This is a genomic window from Brevundimonas sp. (assembly GCF_041919755.1).
Lineage (GTDB): Bacteria > Pseudomonadota > Alphaproteobacteria > Caulobacterales > Caulobacteraceae > Brevundimonas.
This window is the reverse complement of sequence record NZ_JAYRTD010000001.1, coordinates 311,013-326,951: the sequence shown is the minus strand read 5'-3', so window position 1 is coordinate 326,951 and position 15,939 is coordinate 311,013. Positions and strand designations below refer to the sequence as shown.

Annotated in this window: 16 protein-coding genes; 6 read left to right on the top strand and 10 right to left on the bottom strand. The window is 66.5% G+C overall.

What is annotated here, in order from left to right; genetic code table 11:
* Positions 1-13: 13 nt before the first annotated feature.
* Positions 14-1,060: a Kelch repeat-containing protein gene (locus tag ACE3TH_RS01740; RefSeq protein ID WP_374596739.1), complete on the top strand. Its 1,047-nt coding sequence runs from the start codon at positions 14-16 to the stop codon at positions 1,058-1,060.
* Positions 1,061-1,067: 7 nt separating this feature from the next.
* On the opposite strand, the gene ACE3TH_RS01735 is transcribed toward ACE3TH_RS01740, so the two are convergent.
* From ACE3TH_RS01735 to ACE3TH_RS01725, 3 genes are read right to left on the bottom strand one after another with little or no spacing between them, the layout of a single operon-like run.
* Positions 1,068-1,532, bottom strand: a complete 465-nt coding sequence (locus ACE3TH_RS01735) for a low molecular weight protein-tyrosine-phosphatase (protein WP_374596737.1) — start codon at positions 1,530-1,532, stop codon at positions 1,068-1,070.
* A 5-nt stretch (positions 1,533-1,537) separates the two neighbouring features.
* Entirely contained in the window at positions 1,538-3,403 is a 1,866-nt protein-coding gene (gene mutL / locus ACE3TH_RS01730; protein ID WP_374596735.1) for a DNA mismatch repair endonuclease MutL, read from the bottom strand.
* Between the two features lie 39 nt (positions 3,404-3,442).
* Positions 3,443-3,829, bottom strand: a complete 387-nt coding sequence (locus ACE3TH_RS01725) for a hypothetical protein (protein ID WP_374596733.1) — start codon at positions 3,827-3,829, stop codon at positions 3,443-3,445.
* Between the two features lie 126 nt (positions 3,830-3,955).
* Between ACE3TH_RS01725 and ACE3TH_RS01720 the strand changes: the two genes are divergently transcribed.
* Entirely contained in the window at positions 3,956-4,657 is a 702-nt protein-coding gene (locus ACE3TH_RS01720; RefSeq protein ID WP_374596731.1) for an AIM24 family protein, read from the top strand.
* Positions 4,658-4,686: 29 nt separating this feature from the next.
* Here the strand turns inward: ACE3TH_RS01720 and ACE3TH_RS01715 are convergent, their stop codons facing one another.
* Both ACE3TH_RS01715 and ACE3TH_RS01710 read right to left on the bottom strand, forming a co-directional pair.
* Positions 4,687-4,926: a DUF2164 domain-containing protein gene (locus tag ACE3TH_RS01715; protein ID WP_374596729.1), complete on the bottom strand. Its 240-nt coding sequence runs from the start codon at positions 4,924-4,926 to the stop codon at positions 4,687-4,689.
* 1 nt (position 4,927) lies between these two features.
* Entirely contained in the window at positions 4,928-6,817 is a 1,890-nt protein-coding gene (locus ACE3TH_RS01710) for an ABC-F family ATP-binding cassette domain-containing protein (protein WP_374596727.1), read from the bottom strand.
* A gap of 150 nt (positions 6,818-6,967) precedes the next feature.
* On the opposite strand from ACE3TH_RS01710, the gene ndk reads away from it, so the two are divergent.
* Complete coding sequence (gene ndk, locus ACE3TH_RS01705; protein WP_374596725.1) at positions 6,968-7,387, top strand: nucleoside-diphosphate kinase; 420 nt, start codon at positions 6,968-6,970, stop codon at positions 7,385-7,387.
* A 72-nt stretch (positions 7,388-7,459) separates the two neighbouring features.
* On the opposite strand, the gene ACE3TH_RS01700 is transcribed toward ndk, so the two are convergent.
* The 3 genes from ACE3TH_RS01700 to purM all read right to left on the bottom strand — a co-directional run bounded on the left by ACE3TH_RS01700 (position 7,460) and on the right by purM (position 11,244).
* Positions 7,460-9,520 carry a M13 family metallopeptidase gene (locus ACE3TH_RS01700; RefSeq protein WP_374596723.1) on the bottom strand — a complete coding sequence of 687 codons (2,061 nt, stop codon included), beginning with the start codon at positions 9,518-9,520 and terminating at the stop codon, positions 7,460-7,462.
* A gap of 86 nt (positions 9,521-9,606) precedes the next feature.
* On the bottom strand, positions 9,607-10,200 hold the full coding sequence (purN, locus tag ACE3TH_RS01695) for a phosphoribosylglycinamide formyltransferase (protein WP_374596721.1): 594 nt from the start codon (positions 10,198-10,200) through the stop codon (positions 9,607-9,609).
* Between the two features lie 6 nt (positions 10,201-10,206).
* A complete protein-coding gene (gene purM / locus ACE3TH_RS01690) occupies positions 10,207-11,244 on the bottom strand; it encodes a phosphoribosylformylglycinamidine cyclo-ligase (RefSeq protein ID WP_374596719.1) in 1,038 nt (345 codons plus the stop codon).
* Positions 11,245-11,325: 81 nt separating this feature from the next.
* Between purM and rnd the strand changes: the two genes are divergently transcribed.
* Positions 11,326-12,474: a ribonuclease D gene (gene rnd / locus ACE3TH_RS01685; RefSeq protein WP_374596717.1), complete on the top strand. Its 1,149-nt coding sequence runs from the start codon at positions 11,326-11,328 to the stop codon at positions 12,472-12,474.
* Between the two features lie 36 nt (positions 12,475-12,510).
* Here the strand turns inward: rnd and ACE3TH_RS01680 are convergent, their stop codons facing one another.
* On the bottom strand, positions 12,511-12,975 hold the full coding sequence (locus tag ACE3TH_RS01680; protein WP_374596715.1) for a peptidylprolyl isomerase: 465 nt from the start codon (positions 12,973-12,975) through the stop codon (positions 12,511-12,513).
* Between the two features lie 70 nt (positions 12,976-13,045).
* On the opposite strand from ACE3TH_RS01680, the gene ACE3TH_RS01675 reads away from it, so the two are divergent.
* Positions 13,046-13,765 carry an RlmE family RNA methyltransferase gene (locus ACE3TH_RS01675; protein WP_374596713.1) on the top strand — a complete coding sequence of 240 codons (720 nt, stop codon included), beginning with the start codon at positions 13,046-13,048 and terminating at the stop codon, positions 13,763-13,765.
* Positions 13,766-13,768: 3 nt separating this feature from the next.
* On the opposite strand, the gene ACE3TH_RS01670 is transcribed toward ACE3TH_RS01675, so the two are convergent.
* Complete coding sequence (locus tag ACE3TH_RS01670) at positions 13,769-14,338, bottom strand: DUF2061 domain-containing protein (RefSeq protein ID WP_374596711.1); 570 nt, start codon at positions 14,336-14,338, stop codon at positions 13,769-13,771.
* Between the two features lie 131 nt (positions 14,339-14,469).
* Between ACE3TH_RS01670 and guaB the strand changes: the two genes are divergently transcribed.
* Positions 14,470-15,930: an IMP dehydrogenase gene (gene guaB, locus ACE3TH_RS01665; protein WP_374596709.1), complete on the top strand. Its 1,461-nt coding sequence runs from the start codon at positions 14,470-14,472 to the stop codon at positions 15,928-15,930.
* Positions 15,931-15,939 lie beyond the last annotated feature (9 nt).

Below are 15,939 nucleotides of genomic sequence, written 5' to 3'. Positions count from 1 at the left end.
GTTGGCGTCGCGCATGACCCAGATCGACCGCCGCGCCCTCATCGCCTCCGTCACGGCCCTGAGCCTGGCCCCTAACGTCGCTCGCGCCCAGGCGGCGACGGGTCCCCAATGGACGACGCTGAGTCCGCTGCCCTGGGCGGTGCAGGAGATCTACGCGGCGGTCTGGGACGGGCGGATCGTGACAGCGGGCGGCCTGAGGCGGCGCGGACAGGAGACGCAGATCGAGCATCGCGTCGGCCTGTATGATCCCCGCGGCAATCGCTGGAGCGAGCTGCCCCGCCTGCCTGAACCCCGGCACCATCCGATGGTAATGGTGGCCGACGGGCGGCTGAACGTCGTCGGCGGCTATGGCCGCAGCGATGCGGGCGAATGGACCAATACGACCACGGCCTGGGTGCTGGAGGACGACCGCTGGGCCCCGACTTCCCCGCTGCCGTCGCCGCAGGCAGAGGCCGTGGGCGTCGGCATCGACGGCCGGCTGCATCTGGTCACGGGGCGCAGCCCGGCGGATGGAGCCAATGGCCAGTGGAACGATCAGGCCGACACCGACCGCCATCTGGTCCGGATCGACGGACGGTGGGAGACGGCGCGACCCGCCCCGGCGGCCCGCAACAGCGCGGCCGCGGCGGAGCTGGACGGGGCCATCTGGGTCGCCGGCGGGCGGACGGTGTCGGGCGGGGGGACCGGGCGACTGGACCGCTATGACCCCGTCGCCGACCGCTGGGACACCCTGGCCCCGATCCCGCGATCCTTTGCGTCGAACAGTCAGGTCGGGGGTGGCCTGGCGATGGTCGCCATCGCCGGACGACTGGTCGCGTTCGGAGGCGAGTGGTTTGCACCACGTGCTGCGGGTGGCGGTGGCGGTGTGTTTGCAGAGACCTGGATTTACAGCGCGGACGGCGACGTCTGGACGCCCGGGCCCGACATGCTGACGCCCCGCCACGGCCTGGCGGCCGCGGCCATCGACGGCACCGTCTATGCCATCGCGGGTGGGGCCGTCGTGTCAGGCGGTGGGGCCGTGGGGACGGTGGAAAGCCTCAGCCTGACGGCGTTCTACTGAGATGAGATCAATCTTGTGATCGCAGCCGCTCCACCAGCCCCCGCGCCGCCGCGGTGACCTCGGCCCAGGTGGTGTCGAAGCCGGAGGCGTCGCCGAACCAGGGGTCGGTCACGCCCTGACCCTCCCGGCCGGGCACGTGGTCCAGCAGAAGGCTGAGCCGGGCCGTGGCGTTCGCGGGCGCAAGCTTGCGCAGGTTCTTCAGGTTCTCGTGGTCCAGAGCGACGATGCGGTCGAAGCGGGTGAAGTCGGCCCGCGTCACCTGCCGCGCCCGCAGGGCCCCGATGTCCACCCCGTGCCGCGCCGCTACCGCTATGGCCCGCTCATCCGGCGGCTCGCCCGCATGCCAGTCGCCCGTGCCTGCGGAATCGACGACCAGATCCACCCCGCGCCGCCGCGCCTCCTCGCGCAGCGCCGCCTCCGCGAGGGGCGAGCGACAGATGTTGCCGAGGCAGACGAAGAGTATGGAGGGCATGCGCTTCATCTCCGCCCAAACAGCCGCTCCAGATCCGCCAGCTTGAGCTCCACATAGGTCGGCCGCCCATGGTTGCACTGCCCACTATGCGGAGTGGCTTCCATTTCGCGGAGGAGGGCGTTCATTTCGGGGGCACTCAGTACGCGGCCGGCGCGGACGGAGCCGTGGCAGGCCATGGTGCCGCAGACCTCGCCCAGGCGCTCGGTCAAAGCGAGGGCGGCGCCGTGTTCGCTGAGGTCGTCGGCGATGTCGCGGATCAGGCCCTGGACGTCCGTGTCGCCCAGCAGGGCGGGGGTTTCACGCACCAAAACGGCCCCGCCGCCGAACGCCTCCACGATCAGGCCCAGCTCGGCCAGTTCCTCGGCGCGGGCGACCACGCGCATGGCCTCTGACGGGTCCAGTTCGACCACCTCGGGCGTCAGCAGGGCCTGGCGGGTGACGGAGCCCCTGGCCATCTGGACCTTCATCCGCTCATAGACCAGCCGCTCGTGCGCCGCGTGCTGGTCCACCACGACCAGGCCGTCGCGGGTCTGGGCCACGATATAGGTGCCGTGCAACTGGGCGCGGGCGGCGCCGAGGGGGTGATCGACCTCGCGGTCGAGGGAATAGGGATTAGGGGTTAGGGAGTAGGGAGTGTCGGTGCCCGGCTCGACACGGGCGCTGCGTTCGTTCAGGCCGGGGATCAGCTGGGCCGTTTGCGTGGCCGGGGCGGCCCAGCCCTGCCATCCGCTGTAGCCGGACGCGCCCGCGGACGACCCTAGTCCCTGACCCCTAGTCCCTAGTCCCTGAGGAGCTCCCGCATGGGCCTGAAACCCCGCCAGCACATTGTCGGCGACGGTGGTGGAGGCGCGGTGGCCGGCGGCGGCGAGGGCGTGGCGCAGGCCGCCGACGATAAGGCCGCGCACCAGGGCCGGGTCGCGGAACCGGACCTCGGCCTTGGCCGGGTGGACGTTCACATCGACATACAGCGGGTCGATGTCGAGAAACAGGACGGCGGCCGGGTGTCTGTCCCGCGCCAGGAAGTCGGCATAGGCCCCTCGCAAAGCGCCTTGGAGAAGGCGGTCGCGCACGGGGCGGCCATTGACGAACAGATACTGATGCGCCGCATTGCCCCGCGAATAGGTCGGCAGGCCCGCATAGCCGGACAGGCGCACGCCGTCCCGCTCCTGATCGATCAGCAGGGCATTGGCCTCGAAGTCGCGGCCCAGCAGGGCGGCGAGGCGTTTCAGCCGCCCTTGATCGCCCGGGTGTTCGGCGGGCAGGCGCAGGGTGGTGCGACCGTCCAGATCGAGCGTGAAGGCGACGGCTTCATGGGCCATGGCCTGGCGCTTGATCTCTTCCGAAATGGCCATGGCCTCCGACCGCTCGGACTTCATGAACTTCAGCCGGGCGGGAGTGGCATAGAACAGGTCGCGGACCTCGACCCGTGCTCCGTGCGGGCCAGGGAAGGCGGCGGGGCTGACGGGTTTCTGATCGCCGCCGTCGACGGTGATGCTGTGGGCGTCGCCGCCTGCTTTCGGGCGGCTTGTGATCGTCAGGCGCGCGACCGAGCCGATGGAGGGCAGGGCCTCGCCGCGAAAGCCCAGGGTCGAGATGCGCAGCAGGTCGACGTCGCCCGCATCGTCGGGCTCCAGCTTGGAGGTCGCGTGCCGTTCGATGGCCAGGGCCAGCTGGTCCGGGGCCATGCCGTGGCCGTCGTCGGCGATCAGGATGCGGCTCAAGCCCCCGCCGTCGGCCTGAATCTCCACCCGCGTCGCGCCCGCGTCGAGGGCATTCTCGACCAGCTCCTTGATGGCGCTGGCCGGGCGTTCGACCACCTCGCCGGCGGCGATGCGGTTGACGGTTTCGGGGGGGAGGCGACGGATGGGCATTGAGTCGGGAAGTATGCCCCAGTTCGCCGATTGAAACCCCTATTCGATCGGCGTGATCGTCATGGTCAGCAGGTCGCCGCTCTGATCGCCCACCTGAACGGCCGCCTTGTCGCCGCGCAGGAAGGTCAGGCGGGGTGAGGCGATGTGCTGCTCGCCGCGAGACAGATTGGCCTCCAGCTGCAGCTGGGCATCGTCGCCGTCGCCCTGGACCGTGAACAGCTCGGCCTCGAATTCATAGGTCTGGCCTCCGACGCTGGCAGAGGCGCTGGCCGGCGCATCCTCCAGAATCTGGGTGCGAGCGGAGACGATCTGGACGCCGTCCTGAACGACCGACAATTCCAGCAGGTAGCGCTGGGCACCCGGTTCCTGAGCGAGGGCAGGCATGGCGATCGAAAGGGCGGCGGCGATAACAGCGAGGCGGATCATGAAAGGCTCCTTGGCGAGGTGAAGCTGTCCAGTGATTCCTGTTACAGGAACACTACCGCTGCTCTTGTGAAATGCCGGATATCCGATCAGGCTCGGGAGCATCCACAATCCACGTCTGGAGCCCTAATGCCCGTCAAGACCGTCTCCGAATTCATCGACGCCTACAAGGAGAAGGACGTCAGCGCCGAGGCCTTCGAGCTGGAGAACGACCACCTGCTGGAGGTGCGGGTCAACGGTCTGGTCTGGGCCAAGGCCGGGGCCATGGTCGCGCGTACCGGTCAGGTGAAGTTCACCCGCCAGGGCATTCTGGAGCAGGGCCTTGGCAATCTACTAAAGAAGGCCGTTAGCGGCGAGGGCATGGTTCTGATGAAGATGGAGGGCCAGGGGCGGGTCTATCTGGCCGACGAGGGCAAGAAGATCACCCTGCTGCGGTTGGCTGGGGACACGATCTTCGTCAACGGCAACGATGTGCTGGCCCTGGAAGCGGGCATCGACAACCAGATCACCATGATGAAGCGGGTGGCCGGCATGCTGTCGGGCGGCCTGTTCAATGTGCGTCTGAGCGGCCATGGGATCGTGGCCATCACCTCCCACTATGAGCCGCTGATCCTGAAGGTCAGCGCGGCGACCGGGCCGATCTTCACCGACCCGAATGCGACGGTCGCCTGGTCGGGCAATCTGACGCCCGAAATCGCCACGGACATCTCGTTCAAGACCCTGATGGGTCGGGGCTCGGGCGAGAGTATCCAGATGAAGTTCGCCGGCGAGGGCTGGGTCGTGGTCCAGCCTTATGAGGAAACCTATATGCAGGCCTCGACCAACGGCTGACTAAGCGGGCGGGGCGTTACCGCTCCGCCCTAGCTGCGCTCCAGGCCGGCGATGGCCTCTCCGATGTCTTCGGCCTTGGCGGCGACGACGGCCTGGGCGTCATAGAGGCCACGATTGTAGAAGAACGGCCCGATTTCCCGGCCCAGGAAGTCCACCAGCATCTCGGCGGGCAGGGCGGCCAGATCGAACTCCAGCTCATCGCGGAAATAGGCCCGCAGCTTGGCGGTGATGGCGGCGGTTTCCTCACGGCTGAAGGCGATGGGCTTCATCTCAGGACACCTCGGCCAGGGCTTCTTCTGCGGCGATCCAGGCCTGTTCGGCGGCGTCGAGGTCGGCCTGGGTCGTGGCGCGCGCGCGGCTGAGGCCTTCCAGCGCCTTGGGATTGCTGACCGAAGCATTGGCCATGTCGTCGTCGATCCGGGCGATCTCGGCGGTCAGTTGCGCCATCCGCTCCTCGGCCTTCTTGACGCCATGACGCAAAGTTGACGGCGACGGGCCTGATTTTTTGTCGTTCTTCCTGCCCTTGTTGGCCGACGCAGGCGCGGCTGCGGCAGCGGTCTCCTCCTTGACCTGGCTGGGCTTGGAGATCGCGGCCTTGGCGCGGTCGAGGACGAATTTGGCATAGTCGTCCATGTCGCCGTCGAAGGGCTTCACCATGCCGTCGGCCGCCAGCCACAGCCGGTCGGCCACCAGTTCCATCAGCGAGCGGTCGTGGGTGATCAGGATGACGGCCCCGGAGTATTCGTTCAGCGCGTCCAGCAGGGCGCGGCGGCTGTCGATATCCAGGTGGTTGGTCGGTTCGTCCAGGATCAGGACGTGGGGTGCGTCCATCGCTACCATGTTGAGCAGCAGGCGCGCGCGCTCGCCGCCGGACAGGGCCTCGACCTTGGTCTCCTGCTTCTCGAAGGCCAGGCCGAACTGGGCCAGGCGACTACGGCGGCTGGATTCGGAGGCATCCGGCATGGCGCGACGGATGATTTCCAGCGGCGTGTCGGTGGGGTCCATCGCCTCGATCTGATGCTGGTGGAACCAGCCGACGCGCATTTTCCTGTCGCGGTGCAGTTCGCCCGTTTCGATGTCGAGCGCGCCGGCGATCATCTTGGCGAAGGTCGATTTGCCCGCTCCGTTGACGCCCAGAAGACCGATGCGGTCGTCCAGATCCATGCGCAGGTTCAGGTTCCGTAGGATCGGTTTGGAGGGCTCATAGCCGACGTTGGCCTTCTCCAGCCGGATCAGCGGCGGGGCGAGCGGGCGGGGCGGAGAGGGCAGGGTGAAGGGCGCGACCCGCTCGTCGGGCGGCAGTTCGATCCGCTCCATCTTCTCCAGCTTCTTGACGCGCGACTGGGCCTGGGTGGCCTTGGATGCCTTGGCCTTGAAGCGGTCGATGAATTTCTGAAGGTGCGCGCGTTCGGCCTCCTGCTTGGCCTGGGTCGCCGCCATCAGGCGCAGCTTCTCGGCGCGGGCCTTTTCGAACTGGTCGTAGTTGCCGGTGTAGAGCGTCAGCTTGCGGTTCGACAGATGCAGGATGTGGGTGCAGACCTCGTTCAGCATCTCGCGGTCGTGGGAGATGATCAGGGCCGTGTGCGGATATTTCTTGAGGCGCGCCTCGAGCCAGAGCGCCCCTTCGAGATCGAGGTAGTTGGTCGGCTCATCCAGCAGCAGCATGTCCGGCTCGGCGAACAGGGCTGCCGCCAGGGCCACGCGCATGCGCCAGCCGCCGGAGAATTCGGACATAGGTCGCTGCTGATCGGCCTGGCTGAAGCCCAGACCGACCAGGATTTCGGCCGCGCGGGCCGGCGCGCTGTCGGCGTCGATCTCGATCAGTCGCGACCAGATCTCGCCCATCTCCTCGGGTTCGGCCGTCTCCAGCCGGGTCATCAGGTCGTGGCGCTCTGTGTCCGCCTCCAGAATGGTGTCGACCACGCTGACAGGGGTGGCGGGGTGTTCCTGATCCACCGAGCCGATACGGGCGGTCTTGGGCAGGCTGACCTCGTCGCCGTTGCCGGCCAGCTCGCCCAGAATGATCTTGAACAGGGTCGACTTGCCGATGCCGTTGCGACCCACCAGGCCGACCTTAGATCCCGGCGGCAGGCTGACCGAGGCGTCATCCAGAAACTGGCGGCCCCAGGCATTGAAGGTCAGGTTGGTGATCTGGAGCATGGATGGGGAGCGCTTGAATTGGGTCCGTCCCTCGTGCAGCGAGCGGCCCAATCCGGGAGGGGGCCGAGAGCGTTAGGGATGCCTTGGAAATGACTGAGGGCGCGTCTATAAGCCCCCACCTTCAATCTCCCAAACAAGAAGTCACTTCTCATGACCGAACGCACCTTCTCGATCATCAAGCCCGACGCCACGCGCCGCAACCTGACCGGCAAGATCAACGCCGTGATCGAGGACGCCGGCCTGCGCATCGTCGCCCAGCGCCGCGTGCACCTGACCGAAGCCCAGGCCAAGAAATTCTACGAAGTCCACGCCGAGCGCCCGTTCTACGGCGAATTGGTCGAGCAGATGACGGCCGAGCCGGTCGTGGTCCAGGTGCTGGAAGCTGACAACGCCATCGCCAAATATCGCGAAGTTATGGGCGCGACCAACCCGGAGCAGGCCGCCGAAGGCACCATCCGCAAGCAGTTCGCTCTGTCGATCGGCGAGAACTCGGTCCACGGTTCGGACTCGGCCGAAAACGCCAAGATCGAGATCGCCCAGTTCTTCACGGACGACCAGATTGTCGGCTAAGGCGTGCAGCCAGCACTGACAAAGGCCCCGGCGAGCGATCGCCGGGGCCTTTTTCGTTCGGTTGCAACCTGCTCACCAGATGCGCGCGCGGGCTTCCGGGGCCAGATACTGCTCGTCGCCGGGCTCAACACTGAAAGCAGCGTACCAGGCGTCGATGTTGCGCGGCGGCACCGCCGCCCGGTACTGAGCCGGGGCGTGCGGGTCGGTGGTCACCTGATTGCGCAGATATTCATCGCGCGAGTTGTTGCGCCACACCCGGGCCCAGCCCAGGAAGACCCGCTGATCGCCCGTCAGGCCATTGATAATCGGCGCGGGCTGGCCGTTCAGCGACAGGTGATATGCATCCAGCGCCATCAGCAGACCACCCAGGTCGGCGATGTTCTCGCCCATCGTCAAGTCGCCGTTGACGGTCGCGCCCTCGATCGGAGACAGGGCTGAATACTGGGCTCCCAGCACCGCCGCACGCTGTTCGAACTTGGCCCCGTCTTCGGCCGTCCACCAGTCGCGCAGGACGCCGTCGCCGTCGACCTTGCGGCCCTGATCGTCGAATCCGTGGGTGATCTCGTGGCCGATCACGGCACCGATGCCGCCATAGTTGACCGCTGGATCGGCATTGGGATCGAAGAACGGGGCTTGGAGGATGGCCGCAGGAAACACGATCTCGTTGCGTGGCGGGTTGTAATAGGCATTCACAGTCTGGGGCGTCATGCCCCATTCCAGCGGATCGACCGGCTTGTTCAGCTTGCCCAGGTTGTAGGCCCATTCAAATGCGCTGGACCGCTCGACATTGCCGTAAAGATCGCCGGGCACCAGCTCCAGCCCATCATAGACGCGCCATTGCTCGGGATAGCCGATCTTCACATTGAACTTGCTCATCTTGTAGAGCGCCTGCTGGCGGGTTTCCTCGCTCATCCAGTCCAGACGTTGCAGGCGGGCCGTCATGGCGAGCCGCAGGTTGGCGACCAGCTCCTCCATCTGTGCCTTGGACTCGGCGGGGAAGTGGCGGGCGACATATTCCTTGCCGAGCACCTCGCCCAAGGCTCCATCGACCAGGGACACACCGCGCTTCCAGCGGGGCTGGTTCTCCTGACTGCCGCTCAGCGTTTTGCCGAAGAAGTCGAAGTTGGCGTCGACGAAGGCCTTGGACAGATAGGGTGCGGCCTGGTTGATGACGTGGAAAGCCTGCCAGGATTGCAGCGTCTCGACGGGCGTTTCGGAATAGACACGGGCCATGCCGGGCAGGGCGGTATTGGTCGTCGCGATCAGAGTCGGGACATTGGAAATGCCCGCGCCGCGTGCCCAGCCGGCCCAGTCGAAGCCGGGGGCCGAGGCGGCCAGGTCGGTCAGAGTGGTGGGGTTGTAGATCTTGTCCAGCTGGCGCGACTGGACCTGGGTCCAGTGCTGTTCGGCGAGGCGGGTCTCGAACGCGACCACGTCTGCGGCCTCCTGTTCGGGGTTCGCCCAGCCGGCCAGTTCCAGCGCCTCGGCGACATAGGCCTGATAGGCCGCCTTCTGCTCGGCAAAGGAGGCCTCCAGATAGTAGTCGCGATCCGGCAGGCCCAGACCACCCTGGCTGACGTAGGCGCTGTTCTTGTTGGGCTCGCGAAGGTCTTCAAAGACGCTGACGCCGAACAGATTGACGCCAAAGCCGCCTTGGGTGCGGCCCATCAGCTCGGCCATCTTCTCGCGGGTGTCGGCGGCGCGCACCTCGGCCAGATCGGCCTGAAGCGGGGAGGCCCCCAGCCGTTCGATCGCGGCCTCGTCCATGAAGCTGCCGTAAAAGGTGCCGATGCGGGCGGCGTCGGGGCTGGACCCCGGATTGGCCGCGCTCTCGTCCACCAGCGCACGCAGGTCCAGCTGGGCCTGATCGTCCAGCTTGTGGAAGGCCCCATAGGACGACTTGTCCGCCGGAATCGGCGTGTTGCGCAGATAGGTGCCGTTGGCGAAGCGGTTGAAATCGTCTCCGGGGCGGACCGAGGTATCCATGCCTTCGACATCGAAGCCGAAGGTGCCGATGGCCGGGGCGTCGGTCGATGGAATCTCGACCACCGGGCGGGTCTGGGCCGAGGCCAGGCCGGCGGACAGCAGGATGGCGGCACCGGCGGTGCAGGCCAGAAGACGAAGTTTCAGCATGGGCAGCGTTCCGTTTGACAGATCGGGCCGGAAACTGCGCCTGCTGCGGACGGTTGTCGCCCGCAAAAGCACCAGATTACGAAAATCTAATCCAGCGTCCGGCACAGCTCGGACAGCACCTGTGGGTACAGCCGATGCTCGGCCTCAAGCACGCGTTGGGCCAGGCTGTCGGGGGTGTCGTCGGGCAGGATCGGCACGGCGGACTGGCCCAGAATTTCGCCTTCATCGACGCCTTCGGTCACCTGATGCACGGTGCAACCGCCCTGGGTGTCTCCCGCTGCGATGGCGCGGGCGTGGGTGTCCAGGCCGGGATAGAGCGGCAGCAGGCTGGGGTGGATGTTGATCATCCGCCCCCGCCAGCCCTGGACGAAGCCGGGTGTCAGGACGCGCATATAACCGGCCAGGGCGACAAGCTGTACATCGTGCTGGATCAGCAGGCGCTGGATTTCGGCCTCATGCGCGGCACGATCCGCTCCGAATGGCTGGTGGTCGATGGCGACGCCCTTCACACCCTTGGCCTCGGCGATCGCTAGGCCGCCGGCATGGGGGCGATTGGCGACGACTAGGACCACCTCGAAAGACGCGCCCGGTTTCTGCCCCTCGTCGATCAGCGCGGCCATGTTGGAGCCGGTGCCTGAAATCAGGATGGCGACGCGGACCTTGCGAGCGACGTTGGTCACGGCCGGTCAGGCAGCCTGGAGCTGACCGCAGACGAAAGCGACTTCGCCGGCGTTCAGCAGGGCCTCCAGGACCGGCTCGGCATTCTCGGGCGCGACGACCAGCATGAAGCCGACGCCGCAGTTAAAGGTCCGGCGCAGTTCGTGATCGGAGATGCCGCCGACCTCGCCCATCCACTGGAAGACCTGAGGCATGGGCCAGGCGTCCCAGTCGAATGAGGCCTCCAGACCCTCGGCGATGCACCGGGGCGGGTTTTCGATCAGGCCCCCGCCGGTGATGTGCGCCGCGCCCTTGATCAGACCGGCCTTCATCAGCGGCAGGACCGGCTTCACATAGATGCGGGTCGGCTCCATCAGCGCCTGGGCCAGGGTGCGGTCCTTGGCGAAGGGGGCGTCGTCACCCCACGACAGGCCGGACTTTTCGACCACCTTGCGGATCAGGGAATAGCCATTGGAGTGCGGACCCGAGGAAGCCAGGCCGATGATGATGTCGCCGGCAGCCTGGCGATCCAGATAAGGCAGGGCATGCCCGCGCTCGACGGCGCCGAGCGAGAAACCGGCCAGGTCATAGTCGCCGCCCGAGTACATGCCCGGCATTTCGGCCGTCTCGCCGCCGACGAGGGCGCATCCGGCCTGACGACAGCCTTCGGCGATCCCGGTCACCACGCGGCGGGCGGCGTCGATGTCGAGCTGGCCCGTCGCATAATAGTCGAGGAACAGAAGGGGCTCGGCCCCCTGCGCCAGCAGGTCGTTGACGCACATGGCGACCAGGTCGATGCCGACGCCGTCATGACGTCCGGTCTCGATGGCGATCTTCAGTTTGGTGCCGACACCGTCGGTGGTGGCGACGATCAGCGGGTCCTCGAACCCCGCCGCCTTCAGATCGAACAGCGCCCCGAAACCGCCCAGCGAGGCCTCCGCGCCGGGCCGACGGGTCGATTTGGCCAGGGGCTTGATGGCGTCCACCAGCCGCTCGCCCGCATCGATGTCCACGCCGGCATCGGCATAGGTCAGGCCGTTCTTCAGCGGGTCGGGGGTGTCGCTCATGGGTCACGGGCCTGAATCAGAGAGGCGGAAATGTGTCGCGGCTCTTGCCACAACCGTATCGCGCGGGGCTATAGCATCGGAATGACGCCAATCACCACCACCGAGGCTTTGCGCGACTTCTGTGCGAAGCTGGCCACAGCCCCCTTCATCACGGTCGATACCGAGTTCATGCGGGAGACGACCTATTGGCCCAAGCTGTGCCTGATCCAGGCCGCTTCCAGCACCGACGCCGGCATTATCGATCCCCTGGCTGAGGGCATCGATCTGGAGCCGTTCCTCGATCTGCTGCGTGATCCGAACATCCTGAAGGTCTTCCACGCCGCCCGTCAGGACACTGAAATCTTCGTTAAACTGGGGGCCATGCCCAAGCCGATGTTCGACACTCAGGTGGCCGGTATGGCCGCAGGCTTCGGCGATCAGGTTTCCTATGAGGCGCTTGTCCGTCAGATGCTGCGTCAGGACGTGGACAAGGGCAGCCGCTTCACCGACTGGGCCCGGCGCCCGCTATCGGACGCCCAGCTGACCTATGCCCTGGGCGACGTGACCCACCTCGCGGCGCTGTATCCCAAGCTGCGTGACCGGCTGGTCAAGGAGGGTCGGCTGGACTGGGTCATGGCCGAGATGGAGGATCTGACCGATCCGGACCTCTATGACACCACGCCGGAAAAGGCCTGGAAGCGGCTCAAGCCCAAGAAGTTCTCCGCCAAATACCTGGCCGCCTTCGTCGCCACCGCCGTCTGGCGCGAGCGGGCGGCGCAGGAGCGAGACCAACCGCGCGGCCGCATCCTGAAGGACGAAGCCATCGACGAGATCGCGGCGCAGGGCCCTACAGACCCCGAAGCCTTCAACCGCCTGCGCTCCGTGCCCAAGGGTTTCGGTGCGTCGCGCCTCGGTCTGGAACTCTGTGCCGAGCTGAAGCGGGTGCTGGCCGATCCGGAGGCCCATGCGCCCAAGCTGGAACGCCCTGGCCACAACCAGCCCGCGCCGCCCTCTGTTGTCGAGCTCTTGAAGGTGCTGCTCAAAGCCAAGAGCGACAATGCCGGGGTCGCGACCAAGCTGTTGGCCAATGTCGCTGATCTGGAGAAGATCGCGCTCGACGATCAGGCGGACGTGGATGCGCTCAAGGGCTGGCGTCGTCAGCTGTTCGGCGAGGATGCGCTGAAGCTTAAACGGGGCGAGATCGCGCTGGTCCTCAATGGGCCGAGGGTCGAAGTCGTGGAGATAGAATAGAAAAAAGGGCCGCTCGTTCGAGCGGCCCTTTCGATATCAGGCCACCGTGGCGGTGACGATCTTGCCCGGGTTGCGGGGCGGTTCGCCCTTGGGCAGGGCGTCGACGTGTTCCATGCCCTCGGTCACTTCGCCCCAGACGGTGTACTGACCGTCCAGGAAAGACGCGTCGTCCAGGCAGATGAAGAACTGGCTGTTGGCGCTGTTCGGATCGCTGGTGCGGGCCATGGAGCAGACGCCGCGGGCGTGACGCTCGCGCGAGAACTCCTGCTTCAGGTTCGGCTTCTTGGAGCCCGATGTGCCGGTGCCGGTCGGATCGCCACCCTGGGCCATGAAGCCGGCGATGACGCGGTGGAAGACCACGCCGTCATAGAAGCCTTCACGCGCCAGCTCGGTGATGCGGGCGACGTGGTTCGGCGCCAGGTCGGGACGCAGCTTGATCACGACATTGCGGTCTTCGCCGTCGCCGGTGTCGAGTTTGAAAGTCAGGGTTTCGTCGGCCATCGGCGCGCTCCATGTGTTGAATCTGGCGGGGGTCATAGCCCGTGAAGGCCGTCCCGGCTATGTGGGAAGGATGAGTGACGACGAAAAGACCCCTCCCGCCCCAGAGCGCCGCCGCATGGTCCGCCCTCCGTCGGGCGGCACGGCCGCCGGACGCGGCATGGGCACCAAGATGAAGACGGCGGACACCAAGTCGATGTCCAGCCAGCAGTGGATCAAGCGCCAGCTGTCCGACAAATGGTCCGAGCGCGCGCGGGCCGAGGGCTGGCGCAGCCGCGCGGCCTTCAAACTGCTGGAAATCGACGACCGCTTCCGCCTGATCAAGCCGGGCAGCCGGGTCATTGACCTGGGGGCCGCGCCGGGCGGCTGGGTGCAGGTCGCCTTGAAGAAGGGGGCCAGGTCGGTGGTCGGAGTCGACCTCCTGATGATCGAGCCGATCCCGGGGGCCGAACTGGTCCAGGCCGATTTCACCCATCCGGGCGTGGATCAGCAGATGATGGACCTGCTGGGCGGGCCGCCCGATGTCGTCCTGTCCGACATGGCGCACAACACCGTCGGCCACCGCCAGACCGACCACCTGAAGATCATCGCTCTGATCGAAATCGCCGCCGACTTCGCCATCCGAACCCTGAAGCCCGGCGGGCATTTCGTTTCCAAGAATTTCCAGGGCGGGGATGCGGGCGGCGTGTTGGCGCGACTGCGGGCTGAGTTCGAGACTGTGAAATACGTCAAGCCTTCGTCGAGTCGGAAAGACAGCGCCGAAGTCTTTCTGGTGGCCATGAACCGGAAGTAGGCCTCAGACCTCGGCCAGCTCTGCAGCGCGCCGGGCCTTTCTCGCTTCGATCCGGGTCCAGACGCGGTCATGCACGGTAAAGAACAAGGTCTGGACCAGCGGCTCGATCGTCCCGATGGCCAAGGCCACCCGCCAGTCGCGGGTCAGGGCAAAGGAGACCAGCACAGCCACGGCAAAATGCATGATGCCGTAGGTCACCGTCTTGGCCGCGATCTGCTTGAACGAGCGGGGCAGGGCGTGGCTGTGGCCAGCATGGGAGCCGAAGCCGAGACCATGCCCGTGGGCGCGGGTCTGTTCCTCCGGCGTCATCATGCCCAGGCGGGCGGTGAAGGCCTCGGACGCCTCCTCGACGCCGGTCAGCATGCCGCGACGCTCGACCCGGTGCCAGACACGGTCGTGGATCGAATAGGCGATGGTCTGGAAGAAGGGCTCCACGAACCCGACGGCCAGGGCCAGTCGCCAGTCGCGCGTGATGGCGAAGGCCACCAGAATGGCCACCAGCAGGTGCATCACACCATAGCTGGCGATCTTCAGCGCAAGGCGACGGGCAGTGGACAGGATGGCGCGGACCATGGGTGCTCTAGATGTGGGGGCGGGGCCACGCGGCGCAAGCCAAAAGTCTTTATCGTCACTATAGGGCGCCGTGGCCCTTGCGGTTCCGGCCCGACGGGCGTTATACGCGGCCCGCAAAACGGAGACTCCTCATGGAGATACGCGAAGGGCTCACCTTCGACGATGTTTTGCTGGAACCCGGCGCCTCAGAGATCATGCCCGCAGATGCGGACGTCTCTACGAAGCTGACCCGCGACATCAGTCTGAATATCCCGCTGACCTCGTCCGCCATGGACACGGTCACCGAAAGTCGGCTGGCCATCGCCATGGCCCAGGCTGGTGGTCTGGGTGTGATTCACCGCAACATGACCGTCCAGGAGCAGGCCGATCAGGTCCGCGAGGTGAAGCGGTTCGAGAGCGGCATGGTCATCAATCCGGTGACCATCAACCCCGGCACGACCCTGGGTGAAATCCGCGAGATCGTGGCCCGAAAGAAGATCAGCGGCTTTCCAGTCGTCGATCCCGAGACCGGTCGTCTGGTCGGCATCCTGACCAATCGCGACATGCGGTTCGACACCGACCCGAACCGCAAGGCCATCGAGCTGATGACCACGGGCGACCTCGTCACCGTGCGCGAGGGGGCCGGGCGCGACGAGGCGCGAGCCCTGCTGCGGGATCGCAAGATCGAGCGGGTCATCGTGGTCGACGAGGACTATCGTGCCACCGGCCTGATCACGATGAAGGACATCGAAAAGGCCCAGGCCCATCCCCATGCCGCCAAGGACGATCAGGGTCGCCTGCTGGTCGGGGCGGCCTCGACCGTCGGCGACGCAGGCTATGAGCGGGCCATGGCCCTGGCCGAGGCGGGCGCGGATGTGGTGGTTATCGACACCGCCCATGGACACTCTGCCCAGGTCAGCCGCGTGGTCGAACGCATCAAGCGCGAGTCGAACCGCATCCAGCTGATCGCCGGCAACGTCGCCACCTATGACGCCGCGCGCGCCCTGATCGACGCGGGTGCCGACGCCGTGAAGGTCGGCATCGGCCCGGGCAGCATCTGCACAACCCGCATCGTCGCGGGCGTGGGCGTTCCGCAACTGACGGCGATCATGGAGGCGGTTCGCGCCGCCAAGGGCTCGGGCGCGCCGGTCATCGCCGACGGCGGCATCAAATATTCCGGCGACCTGGCCAAGGCCATCGCGGCCGGGGCCAGCGTGGCCATGATGGGCTCGATGTTCGCCGGCACCGACGAGAGCCCCGGCGAGGTCTTCCTGTACCAGGGACGCTCCTACAAGTCGTACCGCGGCATGGGCTCGGTCGGGGCTATGGGGGCCGGCTCGGCCGACCGCTATTTCCAGAAAGAAGTCGAGGACACCCAGAAGCTGGTGCCCGAAGGCATCGAGGGTCAGACGCCCTACAAGGGCCCGATCGCACCCGTGCTGCATCAGATGGTCGGCGGCCTGCGCGCCGCCATGGGTTACGTCGGTGCCGGGACGATCCCTGAGCTTCAGGAACGCGCCCGCTTCGTACGCATCACCGGGGCTGGCCTGCGTGAGAGCCACGTCCACGACGTGATGATCACCCGCGAAGCGCCGAACTACCGGCAGGGCTGAGGGACGGGT

Excerpts from the sequence above, each read along its gene's own strand:
- ACE3TH_RS01740 (WP_374596739.1), top strand. The coding sequence starts at position 14 with ATGACCCAGATCGACCGCCGCGCCCTCATCGCCTCCGTCACGGCCCTG.
- ACE3TH_RS01735 (WP_374596737.1), bottom strand. The coding sequence starts at position 1,532 with ATGCCCTCCATACTCTTCGTCTGCCTCGGCAACATCTGTCGCTCGCCC.
- mutL (WP_374596735.1), bottom strand. The coding sequence starts at position 3,403 with ATGCCCATCCGTCGCCTCCCCCCCGAAACCGTCAACCGCATCGCCGCC.
- ACE3TH_RS01725 (WP_374596733.1), bottom strand. The coding sequence starts at position 3,829 with ATGATCCGCCTCGCTGTTATCGCCGCCGCCCTTTCGATCGCCATGCCT.
- ACE3TH_RS01720 (WP_374596731.1), top strand. The coding sequence starts at position 3,956 with ATGCCCGTCAAGACCGTCTCCGAATTCATCGACGCCTACAAGGAGAAG.
- ACE3TH_RS01715 (WP_374596729.1), bottom strand. The coding sequence starts at position 4,926 with ATGAAGCCCATCGCCTTCAGCCGTGAGGAAACCGCCGCCATCACCGCC.
- ACE3TH_RS01710 (WP_374596727.1), bottom strand. The coding sequence starts at position 6,817 with ATGCTCCAGATCACCAACCTGACCTTCAATGCCTGGGGCCGCCAGTTT.
- ndk (WP_374596725.1), top strand. The coding sequence starts at position 6,968 with ATGACCGAACGCACCTTCTCGATCATCAAGCCCGACGCCACGCGCCGC.
- ACE3TH_RS01700 (WP_374596723.1), bottom strand. The coding sequence starts at position 9,520 with ATGCTGAAACTTCGTCTTCTGGCCTGCACCGCCGGTGCCGCCATCCTG.
- purM (WP_374596719.1), bottom strand. The coding sequence starts at position 11,244 with ATGAGCGACACCCCCGACCCGCTGAAGAACGGCCTGACCTATGCCGAT.
- rnd (WP_374596717.1), top strand. The coding sequence starts at position 11,326 with ATGACGCCAATCACCACCACCGAGGCTTTGCGCGACTTCTGTGCGAAG.
- ACE3TH_RS01680 (WP_374596715.1), bottom strand. The coding sequence starts at position 12,975 with ATGGCCGACGAAACCCTGACTTTCAAACTCGACACCGGCGACGGCGAA.
- ACE3TH_RS01675 (WP_374596713.1), top strand. The coding sequence starts at position 13,046 with ATGAGTGACGACGAAAAGACCCCTCCCGCCCCAGAGCGCCGCCGCATG.
- ACE3TH_RS01670 (WP_374596711.1), bottom strand. The coding sequence starts at position 14,338 with ATGGTCCGCGCCATCCTGTCCACTGCCCGTCGCCTTGCGCTGAAGATC.
- guaB (WP_374596709.1), top strand. The coding sequence starts at position 14,470 with ATGGAGATACGCGAAGGGCTCACCTTCGACGATGTTTTGCTGGAACCC.